Origin of the sequence: Cohnella hashimotonis, from assembly GCF_030014955.1 — a bacterium.
Classification (GTDB): Bacteria; Bacillota; Bacilli; order Paenibacillales; family Paenibacillaceae; genus Cohnella; species Cohnella hashimotonis.
Genome location: NZ_JAGRPV010000001.1, coordinates 3744792 through 3762528, shown reverse-complemented (window position 1 = coordinate 3762528; position 17737 = coordinate 3744792). Strand labels below are relative to the sequence as shown.

15 protein-coding genes are annotated in these 17737 nt (G+C 56.4%); 13 read left to right on the top strand and 2 right to left on the bottom strand.

Going from position 1 to position 17737, the window contains the following annotated elements; genetic code table 11:
• The first annotated feature begins 11 nt into the window (after positions 1–11).
• The 4 genes from KB449_RS15280 to KB449_RS15265 all read left to right on the top strand — a co-directional run bounded on the left by KB449_RS15280 (position 12) and on the right by KB449_RS15265 (position 4276).
• Positions 12–881 carry a phosphatidate cytidylyltransferase gene (locus KB449_RS15280; protein WP_282909204.1) on the top strand — a complete coding sequence of 290 codons (870 nt, stop codon included), beginning with the start codon at positions 12–14 and terminating at the stop codon, positions 879–881.
• Positions 882–933: 52 nt separating this feature from the next.
• Entirely contained in the window at positions 934–1551 is a 618-nt protein-coding gene (locus KB449_RS15275) for a CDP-alcohol phosphatidyltransferase family protein (RefSeq protein ID WP_282909203.1), read from the top strand.
• 353 nt (positions 1552–1904) lie between these two features.
• Positions 1905–3470 (top strand): ATP-binding protein, encoded by a 1566-nt coding sequence (locus KB449_RS15270; RefSeq protein WP_282909202.1) that lies wholly within the window; start codon positions 1905–1907, stop codon positions 3468–3470.
• Between the two features lie 473 nt (positions 3471–3943).
• Positions 3944–4276, top strand: coding sequence for a DUF6176 family protein (locus tag KB449_RS15265; RefSeq protein ID WP_282909201.1), 333 nt, complete (start codon positions 3944–3946; stop codon positions 4274–4276).
• Between the two features lie 93 nt (positions 4277–4369).
• Here KB449_RS15265 and KB449_RS15260 read toward each other — a convergent pair whose 3' ends face one another.
• Positions 4370–5047 (bottom strand): helix-turn-helix domain-containing protein, encoded by a 678-nt coding sequence (locus KB449_RS15260; protein ID WP_282909200.1) that lies wholly within the window; start codon positions 5045–5047, stop codon positions 4370–4372.
• 368 nt (positions 5048–5415) lie between these two features.
• On the opposite strand from KB449_RS15260, the gene KB449_RS15255 reads away from it, so the two are divergent.
• The 6 genes from KB449_RS15255 to KB449_RS15230 all read left to right on the top strand — a co-directional run bounded on the left by KB449_RS15255 (position 5416) and on the right by KB449_RS15230 (position 11116).
• On the top strand, positions 5416–6888 hold the full coding sequence (locus tag KB449_RS15255; RefSeq protein WP_282909199.1) for a sensor histidine kinase: 1473 nt from the start codon (positions 5416–5418) through the stop codon (positions 6886–6888).
• Entirely contained in the window at positions 6875–7570 is a 696-nt protein-coding gene (locus KB449_RS15250; RefSeq protein ID WP_282909198.1) for a response regulator transcription factor, read from the top strand. Before KB449_RS15255 ends, KB449_RS15250 begins: the two co-directional genes overlap by 14 nt.
• Positions 7571–7640: 70 nt before the next feature.
• Positions 7641–7814 carry a hypothetical protein gene (locus tag KB449_RS15245; protein ID WP_282909197.1) on the top strand — a complete coding sequence of 58 codons (174 nt, stop codon included), beginning with the start codon at positions 7641–7643 and terminating at the stop codon, positions 7812–7814.
• Between the two features lie 326 nt (positions 7815–8140).
• On the top strand, positions 8141–9343 hold the full coding sequence (locus KB449_RS15240; protein ID WP_282909196.1) for a COG4705 family protein: 1203 nt from the start codon (positions 8141–8143) through the stop codon (positions 9341–9343).
• Between the two features lie 66 nt (positions 9344–9409).
• Positions 9410–10240 carry an undecaprenyl-diphosphate phosphatase gene (gene bacA / locus KB449_RS15235; RefSeq protein ID WP_282909195.1) on the top strand — a complete coding sequence of 277 codons (831 nt, stop codon included), beginning with the start codon at positions 9410–9412 and terminating at the stop codon, positions 10238–10240.
• A 144-nt stretch (positions 10241–10384) separates the two neighbouring features.
• A complete protein-coding gene (locus KB449_RS15230; protein WP_282909194.1) occupies positions 10385–11116 on the top strand; it encodes a YheC/YheD family protein in 732 nt (243 codons plus the stop codon).
• A gap of 50 nt (positions 11117–11166) precedes the next feature.
• Here the strand turns inward: KB449_RS15230 and KB449_RS15225 are convergent, their stop codons facing one another.
• Positions 11167–12024, bottom strand: a complete 858-nt coding sequence (locus tag KB449_RS15225) for a helix-turn-helix transcriptional regulator (protein ID WP_282909193.1) — start codon at positions 12022–12024, stop codon at positions 11167–11169.
• A 219-nt stretch (positions 12025–12243) separates the two neighbouring features.
• Between KB449_RS15225 and KB449_RS15220 the strand changes: the two genes are divergently transcribed.
• The 3 genes from KB449_RS15220 to KB449_RS15210 all read left to right on the top strand — a co-directional run bounded on the left by KB449_RS15220 (position 12244) and on the right by KB449_RS15210 (position 17678).
• Entirely contained in the window at positions 12244–14130 is a 1887-nt protein-coding gene (locus tag KB449_RS15220; protein ID WP_282909192.1) for a beta-L-arabinofuranosidase domain-containing protein, read from the top strand.
• Between the two features lie 186 nt (positions 14131–14316).
• Positions 14317–15906: a response regulator transcription factor gene (locus tag KB449_RS15215; protein WP_282909191.1), complete on the top strand. Its 1590-nt coding sequence runs from the start codon at positions 14317–14319 to the stop codon at positions 15904–15906.
• Positions 15907–15932: 26 nt separating this feature from the next.
• A complete protein-coding gene (locus KB449_RS15210; RefSeq protein WP_282909190.1) occupies positions 15933–17678 on the top strand; it encodes a cache domain-containing sensor histidine kinase in 1746 nt (581 codons plus the stop codon).
• Positions 17679–17737: the final 59 nt, after the last annotated feature.

Sequence of the window (17737 nt, the reverse complement as noted above, 5' to 3'; positions counted from 1 at the left end):
AGGCATGTAAATTGCTGCTAACGTTTTACGTTGTGACGCTTTCCATGATCGGCTTCTTCACCTTAACCGCATGGCTCGGACGCAAGCGCGAGGTCGTCGTGCGCGGGCTGACGCTGATCGCGCTGCAAAATGCGACCTGTCTCGCTCTCTGGGCCGGCTACCCGGTCTTTCGTTTGTACGCCGCCCTGGTGCTGCTCGCCGGTTTGCTCGAGCTGACCCGGCATTACCGGGCCGCCGGCGGCTGGCGACCAAGTGCGGCGATACCGCTCCTCGCGCTTGTAACGGCAGTTTCGGCAGCGCTTTTCCTCGAGGCGGCGCAGGTCGGCGTTTATGTGCTGCCGACCGGACTTGCGCTTGCCCTATACACGTTTTGGGCCCCGGCTCGCCAAGTGCGGAGCCAGGCGTTCGGCGCATCGTTTGCCGTCCTTGTCCTCGCCCTCGGTGCAGGCTGCCTGGCCCTGTTGTCCAAAGACGGAGCGGCCGCCATCATGACCTTCCTGCTGCTGCTGCAAATGAACGATGCTTTCGGGCTGCTCGCCGGCAAGAAGTTCGGCCGCACGAAGCTGTTCCCCAGGATCAGTCCGGGCAAATCGCTCGAAGGCTACATCGGGGGCGCGGCCGGCGTGCTGGCGGGCGTCCTGATGCTAAACGGGTGGATACCGGCCCTGGCCGGCGTTACGGTCGGCAGACAGCTGCTCATCGTCTGTTTTATTCTGGTGCTTGGCAATATGGGAGACCTGCTGTTTTCTGCGCTCAAGCGCAAGCTCGGCATCAAGGATTTCGGCAGCTTGCTGCCCGGGCATGGCGGCATTCTCGACCGATACGACAATATTTTATTCGGCGCGCCGCTCTTTGCTTTGCTATGGGGGCTGCTGCCTTGAAGTCCTCATCTCTTTCATTGCCGCTTAGTCCGAGCAACGAGGAGGGATAACATTGATTGGAAAATGGTTTCCGGCGCTGCGGTACTGGAATCTGGCGAACGCCATAACGACCGGCGTATCCGTCTGCGGACTCTTGGCGATGGCGTTCTTTGCAAGGGGCCAGTATCCGCTGGCGTTTACGCTTTATGGAGCGGCGATTTTGGGCGATTATGCGGACGGGATCGTCGCCCGCAAGCTCAAGCAATCGTCGGACTTCGGCCAGGAGCTCGACAGTCTGGCCGATGCGATCGGCTTCTGCGTGCTTCCGGCGTTCGCCGGCTATGCGCTCGGCGTGACGTCTCCTTTAGGCATCGCGGCGCTCGTTTTGTACCTCGCAGCCGGGTTGTGGCGGCTGGCCTATTTCAACGTCAGCGGCTTGGAGGAGGACGGGCGCCATGCTTACTACACGGGCGTGCCGACGACGATTGCGGCCAGCTGGCTCCTGCTGCTGAGTCCGTTCATGCTGGCGGGCGACTTTCAGGGACGGGAGGCAGCTATAGCGGGAGCCTTCGCCATATGCGGTCTGCTCATGCTGTCCGCCGTGCCGTTCCGCAAGCACGGAATGATGACAAAGGCGCTGTACGTGCTGCTTCCGGCCGTCGTCGTATTGAATTGGTTAAGATTCAGTTAGGCGTTTAAACCTCGACACGTAATGCTTGCCATACGTTTTTAATGGCAAGCATTTTTTTTGCGTATTTAAAGGTCTTTAGCTTTTTCGAGGTGCATTTATCCACTCCTTATGAAACTACCCATTCTTTTATTCCTGATAGGTAAATATTAAATACACAATTCTTTTTAATCTGAATTGAATATCGCATTGAACCTATATTCTTAACCCCGTATAATAAGTAATTGGGAATTAATTCTACAATGACGCTTGCGCGTTGCTACAGAATGTCCGGCTCACCGGCAAGCCGCTGCAAGGATGAAGGCGAGGGAACCCGGCATATCAAATATCCATTACGCAGCAGGGGAGGGGAACAGGTGAAAAGGGGCTATTCAGCGAACATCCTGGTCGTCGTCGAACATCCGGCGCATTTGCTCGCGATCGAAGCCGCTCTCGACGGCGAGCCGTACCGTTTCGTACACGCTCGCTCCGGGACCGCTGCGCTGCGCTGTTTGCTGCGCGAGGAGATTGACGTCGTCCTGACCGACGTTCAGACGTACGTTCTGACGTACGGAATGAAGAGATGCGAGACGGCCGGCAAGATGAAATCATATCGCAGATTTAAACAAATTCCGGTTATATTCATGTCCGGAACCGGCGCGGATGACGGGGATGTGGCGCCAGACTGCCCCGCGGACGACATTGCGTATTTAATGAAACCGATCTTCCCGGATGTCCTCAAAGCTAAGGTTCGGGACTTTGTCAGTCTGCACGATGCACGGAAAAAAACGAGATTACGGGAGCTCGAGCGCATGAACCGGCAGCTCTCGCGCATAAACGGGCAGCTCGTGAAGGCGGAGGCGCGGGCTCGCGTCATGACCGATACCTCGCTCGATGCGATGCTGGTGCTCGATGCGTCGGGCGTCATTCTGGAGTCGAATCCCGCTGTCGCGCGCTTAACGGGGTACGACAAGGAAGAGCTGAAAGGACTGAATGTATCGCTGCTCCTTCCCTCGGCCGTCGACGGGCGCGAGCCATGGGCTCCGCCGTTCGGGCAGCTGTCGGAGATGGAGACGCGTCGCAAGAACGGCACGTCGTTTCCCGGCGAGGTTCAATGGGGCATCGCCGTCGACAGTTCCGGATTGCTGGCATGTGCGGTGCGCGATATTACGAGCCGCAAAGAAGCGGAGCGGGCGTTAATCGAAGCGAAGGAAGCGGCCGAACGCAGTTCCCAGGCGAGAATGGAATTTTTAACGTATATGAGCCATGAGGTCCGCACGCCGCTGAACGGTGTCATCGGCGTGCTGGACCTGCTGCGGGAGTCGGGACTGACGCCCGAGCAAGCCGAGCTGGCCGGACTCATGGCGAAAAACGGGAATACGCTCATGCAAATCGTCAACGACGTGCTGGATTTATCCCGGATCGAGGCGGGCCGAATGGAGCTGGAGCAGGAGCTCTTTTTGCTGGAGGACTGTCTCGATCAAGTCGGGGAGCTGTTCGCAGCCCAACTACGAGAAAAACGACTCGCCTATACGGTTGCCGTCGAGCCCGGCGTTCCCGCGCTTCTGAGGGGGGACCGGTCTCGTCTGCAGCAGATTCTCATCAATCTGATCGGCAATGCGGTCAAATTTACGGAACAGGGCGGCATCGGCATCCAGGTGGGCCTGCTCGAGGAGACGGACGATCGGCTCACGCTCGAATTCGCCGTGAAGGATTCCGGCATCGGCATTCCCGCAGATGAGATCGATCGGCTGTTTCTGCCGTTCTCGCAAGCGAGCGCCTCGACTCCCCGCAAGTATGGCGGCAGCGGATTGGGACTGGCGATTTCCAAAACCTTGTGCGAGCTCATGGAGGGCAGCATTCGTGTAGAACCGTCCGGCGACCCCGGCACGGTTTTCGTTTTTTCGGTGCGCGTCGGCAAACACGATGCGAAGTTTCTGTAGGCGAACGCTGCGGTCCAGGGCTGGCGGAAGCTTACGGACGAAGCGCCTTCAATTTGCTCCTGATTGATGGAGCGGACGCCAAGCGTTCGGCAGTCCGATACTGGCCATGGAACGCGATGCCCGGACAGGGAGCTCGGCGTCAAGGCGAGAATTGAGGCGGACGGAACGCCCCGTTTGTTTTAGTGAACGAAAAGGTTTGCCGCTAATGACCGTAAAAAGGTTAAATAAAGCCTTCACGATAAGGAAAAAAGCATTTTTGAATTAAGTAAGGCATTTGTTCAAAAATATGCAAAATATTGTCGCAAAAAAGTGACGGACACCGGCTGGATAGAAAATGCTGGCAGGGAACGGCACATATCGCCGACCGCAAGGCATCGGTTTCATCCCGCAGGCGAAAGGTTAATTCTAAAATTAAATACACCAGATTGACCTCGCTTAAGCGCTCGCCATTCATGAAGAGAGGTGGGATTCACATGGAAGTCCAATGTCTGAAGGTAAAAATCAAGCCGGGAATGACCCAGGAATTCATAGATTTCGTCAAAGATATGCAGGTAAATAAAATGGAGTTCGTCTACGAGACGATGAGAAGCGAAAATATTGTGGTCGAGTCGATTTTCCTGGAGAAGGGAGAGGACGCGGACCATATCATTTTTTATACAAGAAGCAATCCTGCCGACGAAGCGCTGGAGGAACGGGAGCGCGGCAGCGCGATTCCCGTCGATACGGAATCGATCGAGATGCTTCAGAAAACGTGGGACAGCGTTCAATCGCTCGAAGTGCTGTTCGACGCGGGCCGGCTCCCCTAAGAGACCGGCGAATCAAAAGAGGCTGTCCCGCAGTCGCGAAGCCGACCGGGGGCAACCTCTTGTCGAGGGGTCAGGGACCGGATCGCTTCCGGTTCACGGTCTGCCTATCGGATGGTAATACATAAGCTCATACAGATCTTCCTCGGCGACCGGCTCCGTCCGCTCCTCCGGACCGAGCATCAGCGCGATTCTTCCCGTCGGATGCAACTGCAGCGTGTTCTCGATGAACCGCAGATGCGAGTCGCTGTCCATTTGGGGCTTGTGCACCAGAAAAATCGTCGGGATGCGAATCGTGCGGTGGGGGCGGCTTTTCTTCTTGTCGCCGAGCGCCTGAGGCGTTCTGGGTTCCGAATGAATGAGCCCCAAATCCTGCAAAAGTCTTGACGTTCCTCGGGGCGTATAGGTTTGGTTGAACTCGCGCTCGATCAAAGTCGATACGAGCCTAAGCGTCCACCGGGCCTGCTCGGCAAGCGCGAGTTCGCTGGGCTGCTTGGACGTGATCAATTGGATCAAGCGCGTCTCTTGCTCTGCAGTCAGTTTGCGAGGCGCGCCGGGCGAGCTTCCGATGGCCAGTCCCTCCAGGCCGGATTGCTCGTAAGAGCGTATATACGTGTATATCGTCTTCTCGCTTAGCTGGGAGACGCCTTGAATATCTTTGACCGAATACCCGCTCTTGTACATAAAAACGGCCTGATAGCGTTGAAACATTCGTTTGTCCTGCGTATCCTTCATCGCCTGGAGAAGAAGCACGTCTTCTTCGTTGCGCTTCACGACCAACACCTCCTTTCTCCTGCCAGGAAAAATAAGCATAGGGTAATTACCCCGTACGGATCGAAATTAACCCAATCCTATCCGTTACCTGCGCGCGTATTTTTTTATTTTATCACAAAAAAGTCGACAAATGGCCAAAGCATACAATGCGGACGGACGAAGTTTGATCATCCTCTCTTCATAAGCCGCTGCGGAAGCCGTTAAGAGCATCCGGCATCTAATAGTTGCGTTTCGGAAACCTGGATGCTAAGTTGTCGGTAAGCGCCGGAAGGTTTCAATGAAATCGATTAATCATTTCTTAATAAAAGCGAAATCGCGGCTTTAGATTTATGAGGTATCGTCGGAGGAAGAAGGAGGCAGGAGCCGTTATGTCGATCCGTTGGAAACTGCTCTGGTCTTATGCGGCGATGCTCATTTTTCCGCTTTTGTTTCTCGTGCTCGTCTCGGGACTGCTGCTGATCGTTTTCCGGGGAGACGCTCAAAATATCAAATTGTTTTACGAATCCAAAATCGAGGGCATCGAGGAAGCCGATTATCATCGCCTGGTCAAGCAAACGCTGACGCAAAATCCGCAGCTGCTGACGGACGCCTCTTATTTGCAGGATTTGTCCGACGGACTCGCTTCGCGGCAAATTTCCATTTATGTCCGCGAGGACAATCGGGCGATCTTCGCTTCAAGCGAAATCGAGGACGATCCTGCTTTAGTGTCGGGCCTGCCTCCCTATGAACATTTCGATTTCCACAAGGAAATAACTGTGAAAATAAACAACAGCGAATGGTATCAGATCGTGCAGTACGATCTTAAAGCGGCCGACGACAAGCCGGTCAGTTTGTTCCTGCTTACGAAGATCGATCCGCTCGTTCATTTTGCCAAGAAGTGGTTTCCGATTTTATTCATCGCGGCCATCGCCGCCTTGCTTTTGACGAACATCGCCTTGACCTATTACATGTCCACCCGAATCATTCGTCCCCTGCTCGCGCTGCGACAGGCAGCAGGCCGATTCTCGGAGGGGGAGCTCGACATGCCGATCGATGTGAAGGGAAAGGACGAGATTGGACAGCTGGGGATCACTTTCGAAACGATGCGGGTAAGGTTGAAGGAGTCGATCCTGCTGCAGATGCAATACGAAAAAAATCGCAAAGAACTCATCACGAATATATCGCATGACCTCAAAACGCCCATTACCGCCATTAAAGGTTATGTCGACGGCATCATGGAAGGCATCGCCGATACCCGGGAGAAGCATGACCGATATATGAAAACGATCGCTTCCAAGGCGGACGAGCTGGACAAGCTCATTGACGAGCTGTTTTTGTATTCCAAGCTGGACATGCAAAAGGTTCCCTTCCGCATGCAGCCGATGTCCGTCCGCAGCCTGCTGAACGACTGGTCGGACGATCTTCGATTCGAACTCGAAAAAAACGGCGTTGAACTGCAGACGGACTTTAATGTACAGGCGTCCGTCCTCGTCCAGATCGACCCAGATTCCTTCAAGCGCGTCCTAGGCAACATCATCCAAAACAGCTTGAAGTACATGGACAAAGAGAGACCGTCGATTCGGCTGTCCGCCTATACGGAAAACGGTCAAGCGACGATCGTCATCGAGGACAACGGAAGCGGTATTCCGGCGGATGCGCTGCCCCACATATTCGATCGGTTCTATCGCGCCGAATGGTCGCGGAATTCGCGTACGGGCGGAAGCGGGTTGGGACTGGCCATCGCCATGCAGATCATGCTGGCGCATGAAGGAGATATACGGGCAATGAGCGTGGAAGGTGAAGGAACGCGGGTGATCCTGACGGTTCCGATCGAAGGAGGTGGGGCAGATGGCGCTGAGTAAGACGATCCTCATCGTAGAAGACGAGCCGAGCATCGCCGAGCTGCAGCGGGATTATCTGGAGATGAGCGGCTATCAAACGGTGTTGGCCGATAACGGCGAAAAAGGGCTGCAGCTAGGAATGACGGGGAAGTTCGACCTGATCGTGCTGGATGTGATGCTGCCGAAGCTCAGCGGCTTCGAAGTGTGCAAAGCGCTCAGGGAGGTGTCCGATGTCCCGATTCTGATGGTGACTGCGCGCAGGGAAGACATCGATGTCATTCGCGGATTGGGTCTCGGCGCGGACGATTATGTGAGCAAGCCCTTTAAGCCGGCCGAGCTGGTGGCGCGCGTCAAGTCGCATCTTGCCCGCTACGACAGGCTGACCGGACGCAATGCGAGGACCGGGGATATGGAGATCGGCGAGCTCCGTATCAATGCGAACACCAGGCAGGCTTTTATCCGGGAGGAAGAGGTCGCGTTGACGACCAAGGAGTTCGACCTGCTGTATTTCCTCGCGCAGCACCCGAACCAGGTGTTCAGCAAGGATCATCTGTTCGACCGTCTCTGGGGCATCGATGCGATGGGCGACACCCAGACGGTCACCGTCCACATTCGCAAGCTGCGGGAGAAAATCGAGAAGGACGCTTCGGCTCCGGCTTACATCGAGACGGTGTGGGGAGCGGGATACCGTTTCCGGCTGTAAGAGTCCAGCTCCCAGGAATGCGCTATCTCCAAAGCTTGCTTTGCCACGGCTGGCGGCGAAGTCCCGTCTTGTGGCGCTGTACAGCGTCTCTTTGCCGCGGCTGGCGCCGAAGTTCCGCCAAGTGGCGCTGTACAGCGTCTCTTGGCCGCGGTTGGCGGCGAAGTCCCGCCAAGTGGCGCTGTGCAGCGTTTCTTTTTCCACGTTTAGCGGCGAGATCCTGGGGCTGTCCCAAAAGCCCTTCTAAAGTGAAGCAGCTAGTAGATCCATTGGCAGATAAAGTTGATCCATGCATGATTGAACGTCCAAAGAAACCGTTCCTTTTCGTAAATGGTTGCACGACACTTCCATTTTCCAAAGAATGGTTTCTTTTTTCTTTTTCAAAAAACTGGGGCTTTCTCTGGGGACGATTGATGACCCTTTTGAGACAACGCCTTTTTTATCGTTGCCGCCGCATGGAAAATCTACTTGTACGAAGTCGAGAAATAATCTTAAAAATAATCCGCAGTTAAGAAATTGTTTATTTTTTACCTTTAACATAGGACACGTGCCTGAGCTGAAGGAGGAAATAATATGACGCTTAATCGAAATGAGTCCAAAAGCTGGCTTAGCAAAGTACCGGAAGTTACGATTTTCTTTTGGATCATCAAAGTTTTATGTACGACGGTGGGAGAGACTTTTTCCGACTTTTTGAGCGTAAACGCGGGACTGGGTTTGACGCTCACGACGGTTTTGATGGGAGTCGCGTTTCTCGTCGTTCTTTTTCTTCAATTCAAAGCGACGAGATACGTTCCGATTCTATATTGGCTTACCGTCGTTCTGATCAGCGTCTTCGGCACTTTGGTCACGGATAATCTAACGGACGCGCTTGGCGTGCCGCTCGAGACGAGCACGATCGTATTTAGCGGATTGTTGGCGCTAACGTTGCTCTTGTGGTACTTGAGCGAAAAGACGCTCTCGATTCATTCGATCTTCACGGTAAGAAGAGAAGCCTTCTATTGGTTGACGATCTTGTTTACGTTCGCGCTTGGAACCGCGGTCGGCGACTTGTTCTCCGAACAGCTCGGCCTGGGCTATCTGAAAACGGGGATCGCCGTCGTCGTTGTGATCGCCATCGTCTTTGCCGCCTGGAAGGCAAGGCTCAACGAGATTTTGGCGTTCTGGATCGTCTATATTCTTACCCGTCCGCTTGGCGCCTCGCTGGGGGATTATTTGTCGCAATCCAAAGTGAACGGCGGCCTTGCGCTCGGAGCTACCCTCACCAGCGTCATTTTCTCGATCGCCATTGTGGCGGTTATCGTATTCCTGGGCGTATCGAAAGTCGACGTCATCTCGAATAAGGAAACGGACACGCCTAAGACTGGCAATCAAAGTTCTAAGAGCGTGTTCCTGCAAACCGCTGTGGCACTGGTCGTATTCCTGGCTGCCGGAATCGGAGGATACGAATGGTGCGCTCAACATATCGTTCCGAAAGTCGATGCGTCCCAAACGAGTTTGAGCGGGCAATTGGCGAATTTCATCGCGACCGAGAATGAGATGCTTCAGGCCGTTAACACAGGCGATTTCGCTACGGGGAAAAGCGACGCGAATCAATTGGAGCATGATTGGGATAAAGCGGAACCCAAGTTAAGAAAAATCGATCGAAAAACGTGGACCCGGATCGACGGGACGATCGACGACGTCCTGGCTGCGACGCGGGCAAAACAGCCGAACGAAGGCAAGTGTCAGAGCGCATTGCAAGACTCGCTTGACTCGCTGAATCAGGCGAATGCATGAGGCCCGGATTCTAAGATAGCGAATAGATACTTCATCGTCAATTAAGCAAAGGAGCGAATTCTGTTCATGCAAAATATCGGGAATGCGGTTATTCAGGGCATCGTAGAGGGATTGACGGAGTTTCTGCCGGTTTCTTCGACGGGGCATCTTATATTGACGGGGAAATTGCTCGGATTTGCGGGAGATAAAGCCGATACGTTCGAAATTATCATTCAATTGGGGGCGATTCTTGCAGTGGCCGTCATCTATTGGCGGCGCATCTTGAATTTATTCGGATTAGCCCGGACCGGATCCTCGATCGAATCTCAGCCGAATACGTCGTCCAGACTAAATCTTATTCATGTCATCCTGGCTTGCTTGCCGGCAATGGTTCTTGGATTACTCCTGCATTCGTTTATCAAATCGTATTTATTCTCGCCCTACACGGTGCTGGTCGGGCTCGTTCTCGGCGGGGTATTCATGATATTCGGCCAAAAACGACAACCGGCGGTTCAAGCCGAAGGGATGGATCAATTGACCTACAGACAAGCCGCGATCATTGGTTTGTATCAGTGCCTGGCGCTGTGGCCGGGATTTTCACGGTCGGGGGCGACGATCGCGGGCGGACTGCTTACGGGAACAAGCTATCGTGCGGCTACGAATTTTTCTTTTCTGATCGCTATACCGATGATGTTCGCTGCGAGCGGCTACGAATTGTTGAAAAGCTACTCCACTTTGACGTCATCGGATTTCGGCTTTTTCGCGGTCGGCTTCATCGTCGCGTTCGCAGTCGCTTTTCTGGCTGTCCTCACGTTCCTGAAGCTGCTTGAACGATTTAAGCTTGTGCCGTTTGCCTATTATCGTTTCGCATTGGCCATCGTGTTCTTCGTTTATTTAACAATAAACGGCGGTGCGTAGCATTTCATTTCATGAGGAGGAAGTCGGCGGTCTGTTGGCGTGTCTTTGCCCATTCATGACTTTCAGGGACAGCGGTCCGATGCGGCACGCGGGAGTCCGAATAGGATGTGGAGATACTCAATCGACACAGTGAGGGGCGAAACGATGATCCGTCGCATATCCAGCAAGTGGGCGAAAACGATCGCGCTTCAACGGGATAAGCAAGTATCGGGCTTTTTGCCTGCCACGGCAAAAATGACCGGCGGAACGTTAAAGCGCATGCTGAACCGCTACGGGATGGTATACGTGAAGCCTGTGCACGGATCTTACGGAAATGGCGTCATGCGCGTTGAGAAGGGCAGAGACGGCTATCGCTACCAGGCGGGACGCAAGGTTGCCCGCTATGCCAGCTTCGAGGCCCTGTACGATGCGCTTCGCAAAGAAACCCGGAAAAAAGCCTATCTGGTTCAGCGGGGCATTCATCTGCTGAAGCATCGCGGCAACCGGTTCGATCTGCGCGTGATGACCCAATATTCGCCGAAGAAACGGTGGGAAACGACAGGCATCATCGGAAGAGCGGCCGCCAAAGGCAAGATCGTGACGAACTATCACAACGGAGGAACCGTACATTCCGCAGAGGCGCTGCTAAAACCCCATATCAGGGACGTAGACGCCAAGCTGAAGTCGTTGGGAAGGCTTGGCGTGCATACCGGGCGGGCGCTCCGAAAATCATTCCCGGGCATTTCGGAGATCGGGCTGGATATCGCAATGGATAAAACGCTGAAGCCTTGGATTCTCGAGGTCAATACGAGCCCTGACCCTTATATTTTCCTCAAGCATCCCAATCGGGCGGTCTTCAGGAAAATCCGGCGTTATCAGAAGTTTTACGGGAGATAAGCAAAAGGCTCCGGAGCGTTCCTTCTCCGGAGCCTTTTGCTTGGACAAAATCAGCCTTGCCGAAAACGCATCCTAAAGGACTTGGGCGTCGTGCCGACCTGCCTGGCGAAGCAGCGGACGAAGTATGGAAACGAGCCGAAGCCGGTCTCCTCGGCGATGCGGCCGACGGGTTCGTTCGTATCGATCAGCAGCCGCTTGGCTTGTTCGACGCGATAACGCGTCAAATACTGGAGCGGCGTATAGCCGAAGGCGCGCTTCATGCAGAGGGATACATAGTTGGCATGAAAGTGAAGCGTCTCCGACATCGATTTGTACGTAAACGCATCCCGGTAATTCCTTCGCAGGAAAGCCGCGGCCTCTTCGGCGATCGTCAGGTAGGAATCGCGCTCGGGCATCGTCGTATCTTCTTGCAGGCGCAGCAGCAGCTCCTGGAAGACGAGCTGCTGTCGCCATTGCGAAGACGAGGAGGTATCGGCCTGCAAGGACAGCAACCGGCGCAGCCAGGCGTATGCGGCTTCCGGCGATGCCAGCTTCCCGGATCGCGGCAAGTAATACGCGAACCGATGAATCTCGTGGAGCTCGTCGTCCGGGCGAAGCTCGGCGTGCGTAAGCGCCCGATCCGTCTCGTGCCAGCTCCCGAGCGTCTGGAAGTGGGCCCAATAGAAATGGGTTTCCTCCCGGCAAGGCGCCGTCGACCGATGCGCGCGGTCCGGCCGGAGAAGGGCGAACGAGCCCGCCGGGATCTCGAGCGCTGCCGACTCCTCGGCCAAGTAGAGACACCCGCGCGTCACGAGCAGCAGATCGAATACGCCGATGCCCGAGCGGTCGGAGTGCCGTCCTCCCGCGGGATACGTGTCTTCCCCGCAGTAGATAAAGTGCGGCAACGGCGGAGAGATGAATTGGAACATCCGGCAGCCTCCAGTGATGAACGTATCTCATCTGTTTTGCCTTTTCTATAGTATAAAGAAAACGATGTGGCAAGTCTGCATACAAAATGCGCGAGGTTGCAATCGGACAATTTTTGTGTGCGTTAGGCTATCGGCGGGCTTGGGAACTGCGTGCTATATTCATAAGCGTCGAATCTAGAAAAACAGGCACGCATACCGAACAAGCGAGGTGCGAGACTCTTGACAGCAAACCATACGGCATTCGAAGCGCTGCCGCTCGGCGCGATAAAACCCCGCGAGTGGCTCCGCGATCAATTGCGCATTCAAGCGGACGGATTGACCGGCCATCTCGACGAGCATTGGGCGGACGTCGGCGACGACAACGGCTGGCTCGGCGGCAAAGGAGAAAGCTGGGAACGGGGTCCTTACTACGTCGACGGGCTGCTTCCGCTGGCTTACCTGCTCGAGGACGAGCGGCTCATCGCCAAGGCGAAGCGCTGGATCGAATGGTCGCTCGCCAGTCAGCGGGAGGACGGCTCGTTCGGTCCGCGGATGAAGGAAATGGCTAGCGGCGTAGACAAAAATCATGACTGGTGGCCTTATATGATCATGCTCAAGGTCATGACGCAATACGCGGAAGCAACCGAGGATACGCGGGTCATCCCGTTTATGACGTCGTTTTTCCGTTACGCGCACAAGACGATCGAAGGTCAACCCTTGCTGGAGTGGGCGGAGGCCCGCGGCATGGAGATGCTGCTGAGCATCCAGTGGCTGCATCGGAAAACGCAGGACGCCTTTCTTCTCGAACTTGCCGAGCTCGTCGCCGGGCAGACGACAGGATGGACCGATGTGTTCCACGATTTTCCGTTCTGGCGGAAGGTCGAGCAGTGGGATTTGAAGACGCACGTGGTTAACGTCGCGATGGGCATCAAGGCGCCGGCGGTGCGCTTCGAACTTACGGGAGACGCGAGGGAAAAAGAGGCCGTGCACCGCGGCATCGACAGCCTGATGACTTACCACGGGCAGGCCCACGGCATGTTTTCGGGCGACGAGTGGCTGTCCGGTACGCATCCGAGCCAAGGCGTCGAGTTGTGCGCCGTCGTGGAGTATATGTTCTCCATGGAACAGCTGACCCGCGTGTTCGGGGAAGGCCGGTTCGGGGACATTCTGGAGAAGGTTGCGTTTAACGCCCTGCCCGCGGCGATCTCCGGCGATTGGACGTCCCACCAGTACGATCAGCAGGTGAACCAGATTATGTGCAACGTCGCGCCGCGCGCTTGGAGCAACGGGGCAGACGCGAATGTGTTCGGACTTGAGCCGCACTTCGGCTGCTGCACGTCGAATATGCACCAAGGCTGGCCGAAATTCGTCTCGCATCTGTGGATGACAGACCGCGCGGGCGGCCTGGCGGCGGTATCGTACGCGCCTTGCGCGGTGAAAGCGCAGGTAGGTGAGGGGCGCGCCGCCGCAGCGGAGCTCGAGGTTTCCGGCAACTACCCGTTCCGCGACTCGGTCGCAATCTCGATCAAGCTGAGCGAGCCGGTCGCGTTCGGTCTCTCGCTTCGCATTCCCGCCTGGTGCGCGAATCCTGCGCTGACGGTGAACGGCGAACGCGTCGAGCTCAAGATCGAGAACGGCTATGCCACGGTGACGCGTCATTGGGAGAGCGGCGACCGGCTGACGCTGAGCCTGCCGATGACGGTTAAGACCGCGGGGCGCAATTTGTATGCGGCAAGCGTCGAAAGGGGGCCGCTCGTCTACGCGCTGCCGATCCAGGAGAACTGGCAGCTCATTACGAAACGGGAGAGGTTCCACGACTGGGAGATTTACCCCGGTTCTCCTTGGAAATACGGCTTGTTGTCCGGCAGCGAGTTCGCGGTCGAAACGGCCGATATCGCCTATCAGCCGTTCGGCGCCGGCCAATCGCCCGTCCGTCTCAAGACGAATGGACAGCTGATCCGCGATTGGAAGATGGAGGGCAACAGCGCGGGTACGCCGCCGCTGCACCCGAATGCGGAGGGTCAACCGATCACGGAGCTGGAACTTGTTCCTTATGGAAGCGCCAAGCTGAGAATCGGAGAATTTCCAGTGATCGGACACCCGCTGGAAGCAAGGCGCCATAAGTAAGGAAATTACAATTTCAATCTCGATCTTAATCTCACTCGCAATCTCACTCGCAATCTCACTCGCAATCTCACTCGCAATCGGGACGAAGCGGACAAAAGTCTGCGTCGTCCTGTTTGTTTTGCCATTTCGGGAGATATCCCGCATAAAAATATAAACAGGAGAGAGGGCGGGAGGCTTCGAGCGAATATGACGATGAGACCGATTGGCGTATTGATTGTGGACGACGAATATCCGATCCGCGAGGAGCTGCGCGCGTTTCCGTGGGAGTCCTGCGGCGCGACGCTGATCGGCGAGGCGGAAAATGGCGAGGAGGCGCTGTCTCTATGCGAGAAGCATTCGCCGGACATTGTCGTGACCGATATTACGATGCCGATTATGGACGGCTTAACCTTTATCCGGGAGCTGCGCAAAAGCCATCCCGTCACGCAGATCATACTGCTGACGTGCCATAGCGACTTCGGATATGCGAGGGAAGCGATCGCGCTCGGCGCGTCGGATTACATCCTGAAGGTGTCGCTGGACGAGGAAGAGCTGAAGCGGGCGATTCGAAAGGCCGGCGAGAAACTGCAGCGGGAGCGGATACACTTGGGCAGAGAAATGATGCTCCGCAAGCTGAAGGCGGCGAAAGGATTTGAGATGCGGTTGAAGGAGCGCCCCGACGCAAACGGCAGAGAGCGTCGGACGGCGCAGGCCGACATCGCGCCCGAAGATTGGACGCTTTTAGGCTTCTCCGACGAGCGGCAATCTTTGCGGTTCGTCCTGCTCTGGCTGACGGCTACGGAGGACGAGCTCCCGAGTGCGCAGGAGTCCGTTCAGGAGGCGCTGCTCGATTTCGAACGGCGTACGCCGTCTTGCAAAACCTGGTTTCCGATGAGAGGCGGCGAATACGCCTTGTGGTTCTCGGAAGCCGAGGAGCCCGAGGCGGTCGGGCTGCGCCTGGAACGACTGCTCGGATCGCTGCCGGCCGAAGCAGAAGGCAAGGAGGGGGCGCCGGTCGGGAAGCGTGGCATCGGGCTATCGGCGACGGTGGGCGGCTTGGCCGTGAGCCGAGCGGACGTTTGGGCGCTTCTTGCGGCAGCGTCCTGGTGGCGGGAGGCGGATTTTTACGATGCCGTCTCCGCGCCAAGAATAAAAATAGGCTCGCCTAAACCGCTCTCCGAGCTGGAGCCCGCGCATCGGCGTCATCTGTCCGGCTTGCTCGGCCAGGCCGGGGCGAACGCCGACCGTCTCTTGCGGACGATGCAGGACGAGATCGGGCCGTGGTGCGCCGATCGCCGTTTTCGCCCTGCCGCCCTCAAGCGCTGGCTCGCCGGGTGGACGTCCGAGTGGCTGTCGCGCTCGCGTCCTGGCTCTCCCGATCCGCATGCCGAGCTTGTCGGCGCTTCGGATTGGGGAGAGCTGGAGGCGCGATGGGCCGGTATCGTGCGCGCCGTCCCCGCAGCCGGGCCGCGCCGCGAGATCGTGGAAGCGCGGGCCTGGATCGAGGCGCATCTGCAGGAGCCGATGTCGCTGCCGATCGTCGCTGCGCAAATTGGCCTCGGACCCGAGTATTTCGGCAGGCTGTTCAAGGAAGAGACCGGGGAGTCGGTGCATCAGCTCGTGCTTCGGCTGCGGATGGAGAAGGCGATGAAGCTGCTGCGGGAGACCGACATGAAGGTCTATGAAGTGGCGGAAGCCGTCGGCATTCCGAACTACCGCTACTTCACGTCTACGTTCCGCACCTGGGCGGGGGCTGCGCCGACGGACGTGAAGCGTCTGGGTAGCCGGGCCGAATGAAGCGTTTGCGAGAGGGAGAACCGATTATGAAGCTCATTGCCCGGTTTAGCCATTTGGGAATCGCCACGAAGCAGTTTTTTTATATGTTTCTGGTCACGCTGCTTCTCTTTCTGCTGCTGGCCTGGAGCAATCTGAGCGAAGCGGAGACGCTGCTCAAGGATCAGGTCACAAAGGATGCGGAGCTGCTGGTGGCGAGGACGAATCAGTATATCGACGCAACGCTCGACAACGTCGAAAACATTTTGCTGCTGCTCTCGACGAGACAGGACTGGCTTGCGGGCGGCGACGAGGCGGAGGCGGTACGCACGCTGCAGAGCTTCGCCGATTATAACAGCTCGGTCGTCCGGACGCTGTACTTCGTGCGGAGCGACGGCAAGGTTTTCTCCAATACGCAGGTCAATTACGACATTATCGGCAATCCCCATCTGAAGGCGCTTTATGCGCAGGCGTTAGATAATTATGGCTCGATTCAGGTCAGCGAACCGTACGTTTCTCCGCTGTCCGGACGTACGCTCGCCTACATGATGCCGATCAAGGACCGAAATAATGAAGTGCAGGGCGTCATCATCGCCGAGCTCGGCCTCGATCTTCTCGTATCCCGCATTTCTCCGCTTATCTATCAATCCTTCGCGCTCGTTACCGCAAACGGGAACGTCATCAACCGGATGGAGGCAGGCGAACGGCTGCTTCCCGTCAAGCCGGGAACCTATCCGCCCGAACTGCTTCCCGCGTTTACGGCGAAGCTGCCCGGTCTTAAAACCGGAGCGGACGACATGTCCGTAAACGGAGAACGGCTCATCGCCGTGAAATCGGCGAAAAACCGGCTGGGCTGGTCGCTGATCGCGTTTATCCCGGAAGACAGCTTCTACAAGGATTTGCAGCCGCTCTACGGCAATTACCGCAATGCGACGATGCTTTGGGTCGTTATATTGCTCTTCAGCGCTTATATGCTGTCGCGGACGCTGACGAGGCCGATCCGGGGGCTTGTGAACAAAATGGATCGACTGCATGACTTCGAGGTCGTTGCCAAGCTGCCCGAGAACCGCCGGGACGAGATCGGCAAGCTTGCGAGAAGTCTCAACGCGATGCTGGCGCGTATCCAGCATCTGCTTCACGAGACGAAACGCGCGGAGGAAAAAAAGAAAGAATACGAGCTGAAAATGCTGCGCAGTCAGATCGCCCCCCATTTTTTGTACAATACGCTCGCTTGTATCAGCAGCATGGCCAAGCAGCAGAAGATCGACGACGTCCGGCAGACGATTCGATCCCTGGTCGGCCTGCTTACGTTCAGCTTCGACCGGCAGAGCGAATTCGTCGCCCTGGAGGAGGAGCTTGAAGGTCTTCGCATGTACATGCATATTCAGCAGGTCCGCTACGGGGCCAAGTACGGCTGCCGGATCGAGGTCGAGCCGCAGCTGCTGCAGCAGCGAATATTGAAGCTCACCCTGCAGCCCCTCGTCGAAAATGCGTTGTTCCACGGCCTTGCGCCGAAGGGCGGAGGCAGCGTCATCGTGACGGCGAGCGTCCATGACGGGAGGCTGCGTTTGTACGTCCGCGACGACGGCATCGGCATGAGCCGAAGCGATATTCGGGATGTCTACCGCAAGCAGGCCGCCGAGCCTTCCCGGCATTCCTTCACGGGTATCGGGTTCGCGAATGTCCATGAACGCATTCGCATCCATTTCGGCGAGCCGTACGGCTTGCGCATCGGCGGACGAAAGGGCGTCGGCACCGTCGTGCGCGTCGAGCTGCCTATGTCCCTTCAAAGCTAACAACGGCGCAGAGGTCGGAAAATCGAACATTTTTACATGAATTGCGCATAACGGGAGAG

What these genes read in the sequence shown, in the direction of transcription:
- KB449_RS15265 (WP_282909201.1), top strand. Translation starts at nt 3,944, where the DNA reads ATGGAAGTCCAATGTCTGAAGGTAAAAATCAAGCCGGGAATGACCCAG.
- KB449_RS15255 (WP_282909199.1), top strand. Translation starts at nt 5,416, where the DNA reads ATGTCGATCCGTTGGAAACTGCTCTGGTCTTATGCGGCGATGCTCATT.
- KB449_RS15250 (WP_282909198.1), top strand. Translation starts at nt 6,875, where the DNA reads ATGGCGCTGAGTAAGACGATCCTCATCGTAGAAGACGAGCCGAGCATC.
- KB449_RS15240 (WP_282909196.1), top strand. Translation starts at nt 8,141, where the DNA reads ATGACGCTTAATCGAAATGAGTCCAAAAGCTGGCTTAGCAAAGTACCG.
- bacA (WP_282909195.1), top strand. Translation starts at nt 9,410, where the DNA reads ATGCAAAATATCGGGAATGCGGTTATTCAGGGCATCGTAGAGGGATTG.
- KB449_RS15230 (WP_282909194.1), top strand. Translation starts at nt 10,385, where the DNA reads ATGATCCGTCGCATATCCAGCAAGTGGGCGAAAACGATCGCGCTTCAA.
- KB449_RS15225 (WP_282909193.1), bottom strand. Translation starts at nt 12,024, where the DNA reads ATGTTCCAATTCATCTCTCCGCCGTTGCCGCACTTTATCTACTGCGGG.
- KB449_RS15215 (WP_282909191.1), top strand. Translation starts at nt 14,317, where the DNA reads ATGACGATGAGACCGATTGGCGTATTGATTGTGGACGACGAATATCCG.
- KB449_RS15210 (WP_282909190.1), top strand. Translation starts at nt 15,933, where the DNA reads ATGAAGCTCATTGCCCGGTTTAGCCATTTGGGAATCGCCACGAAGCAG.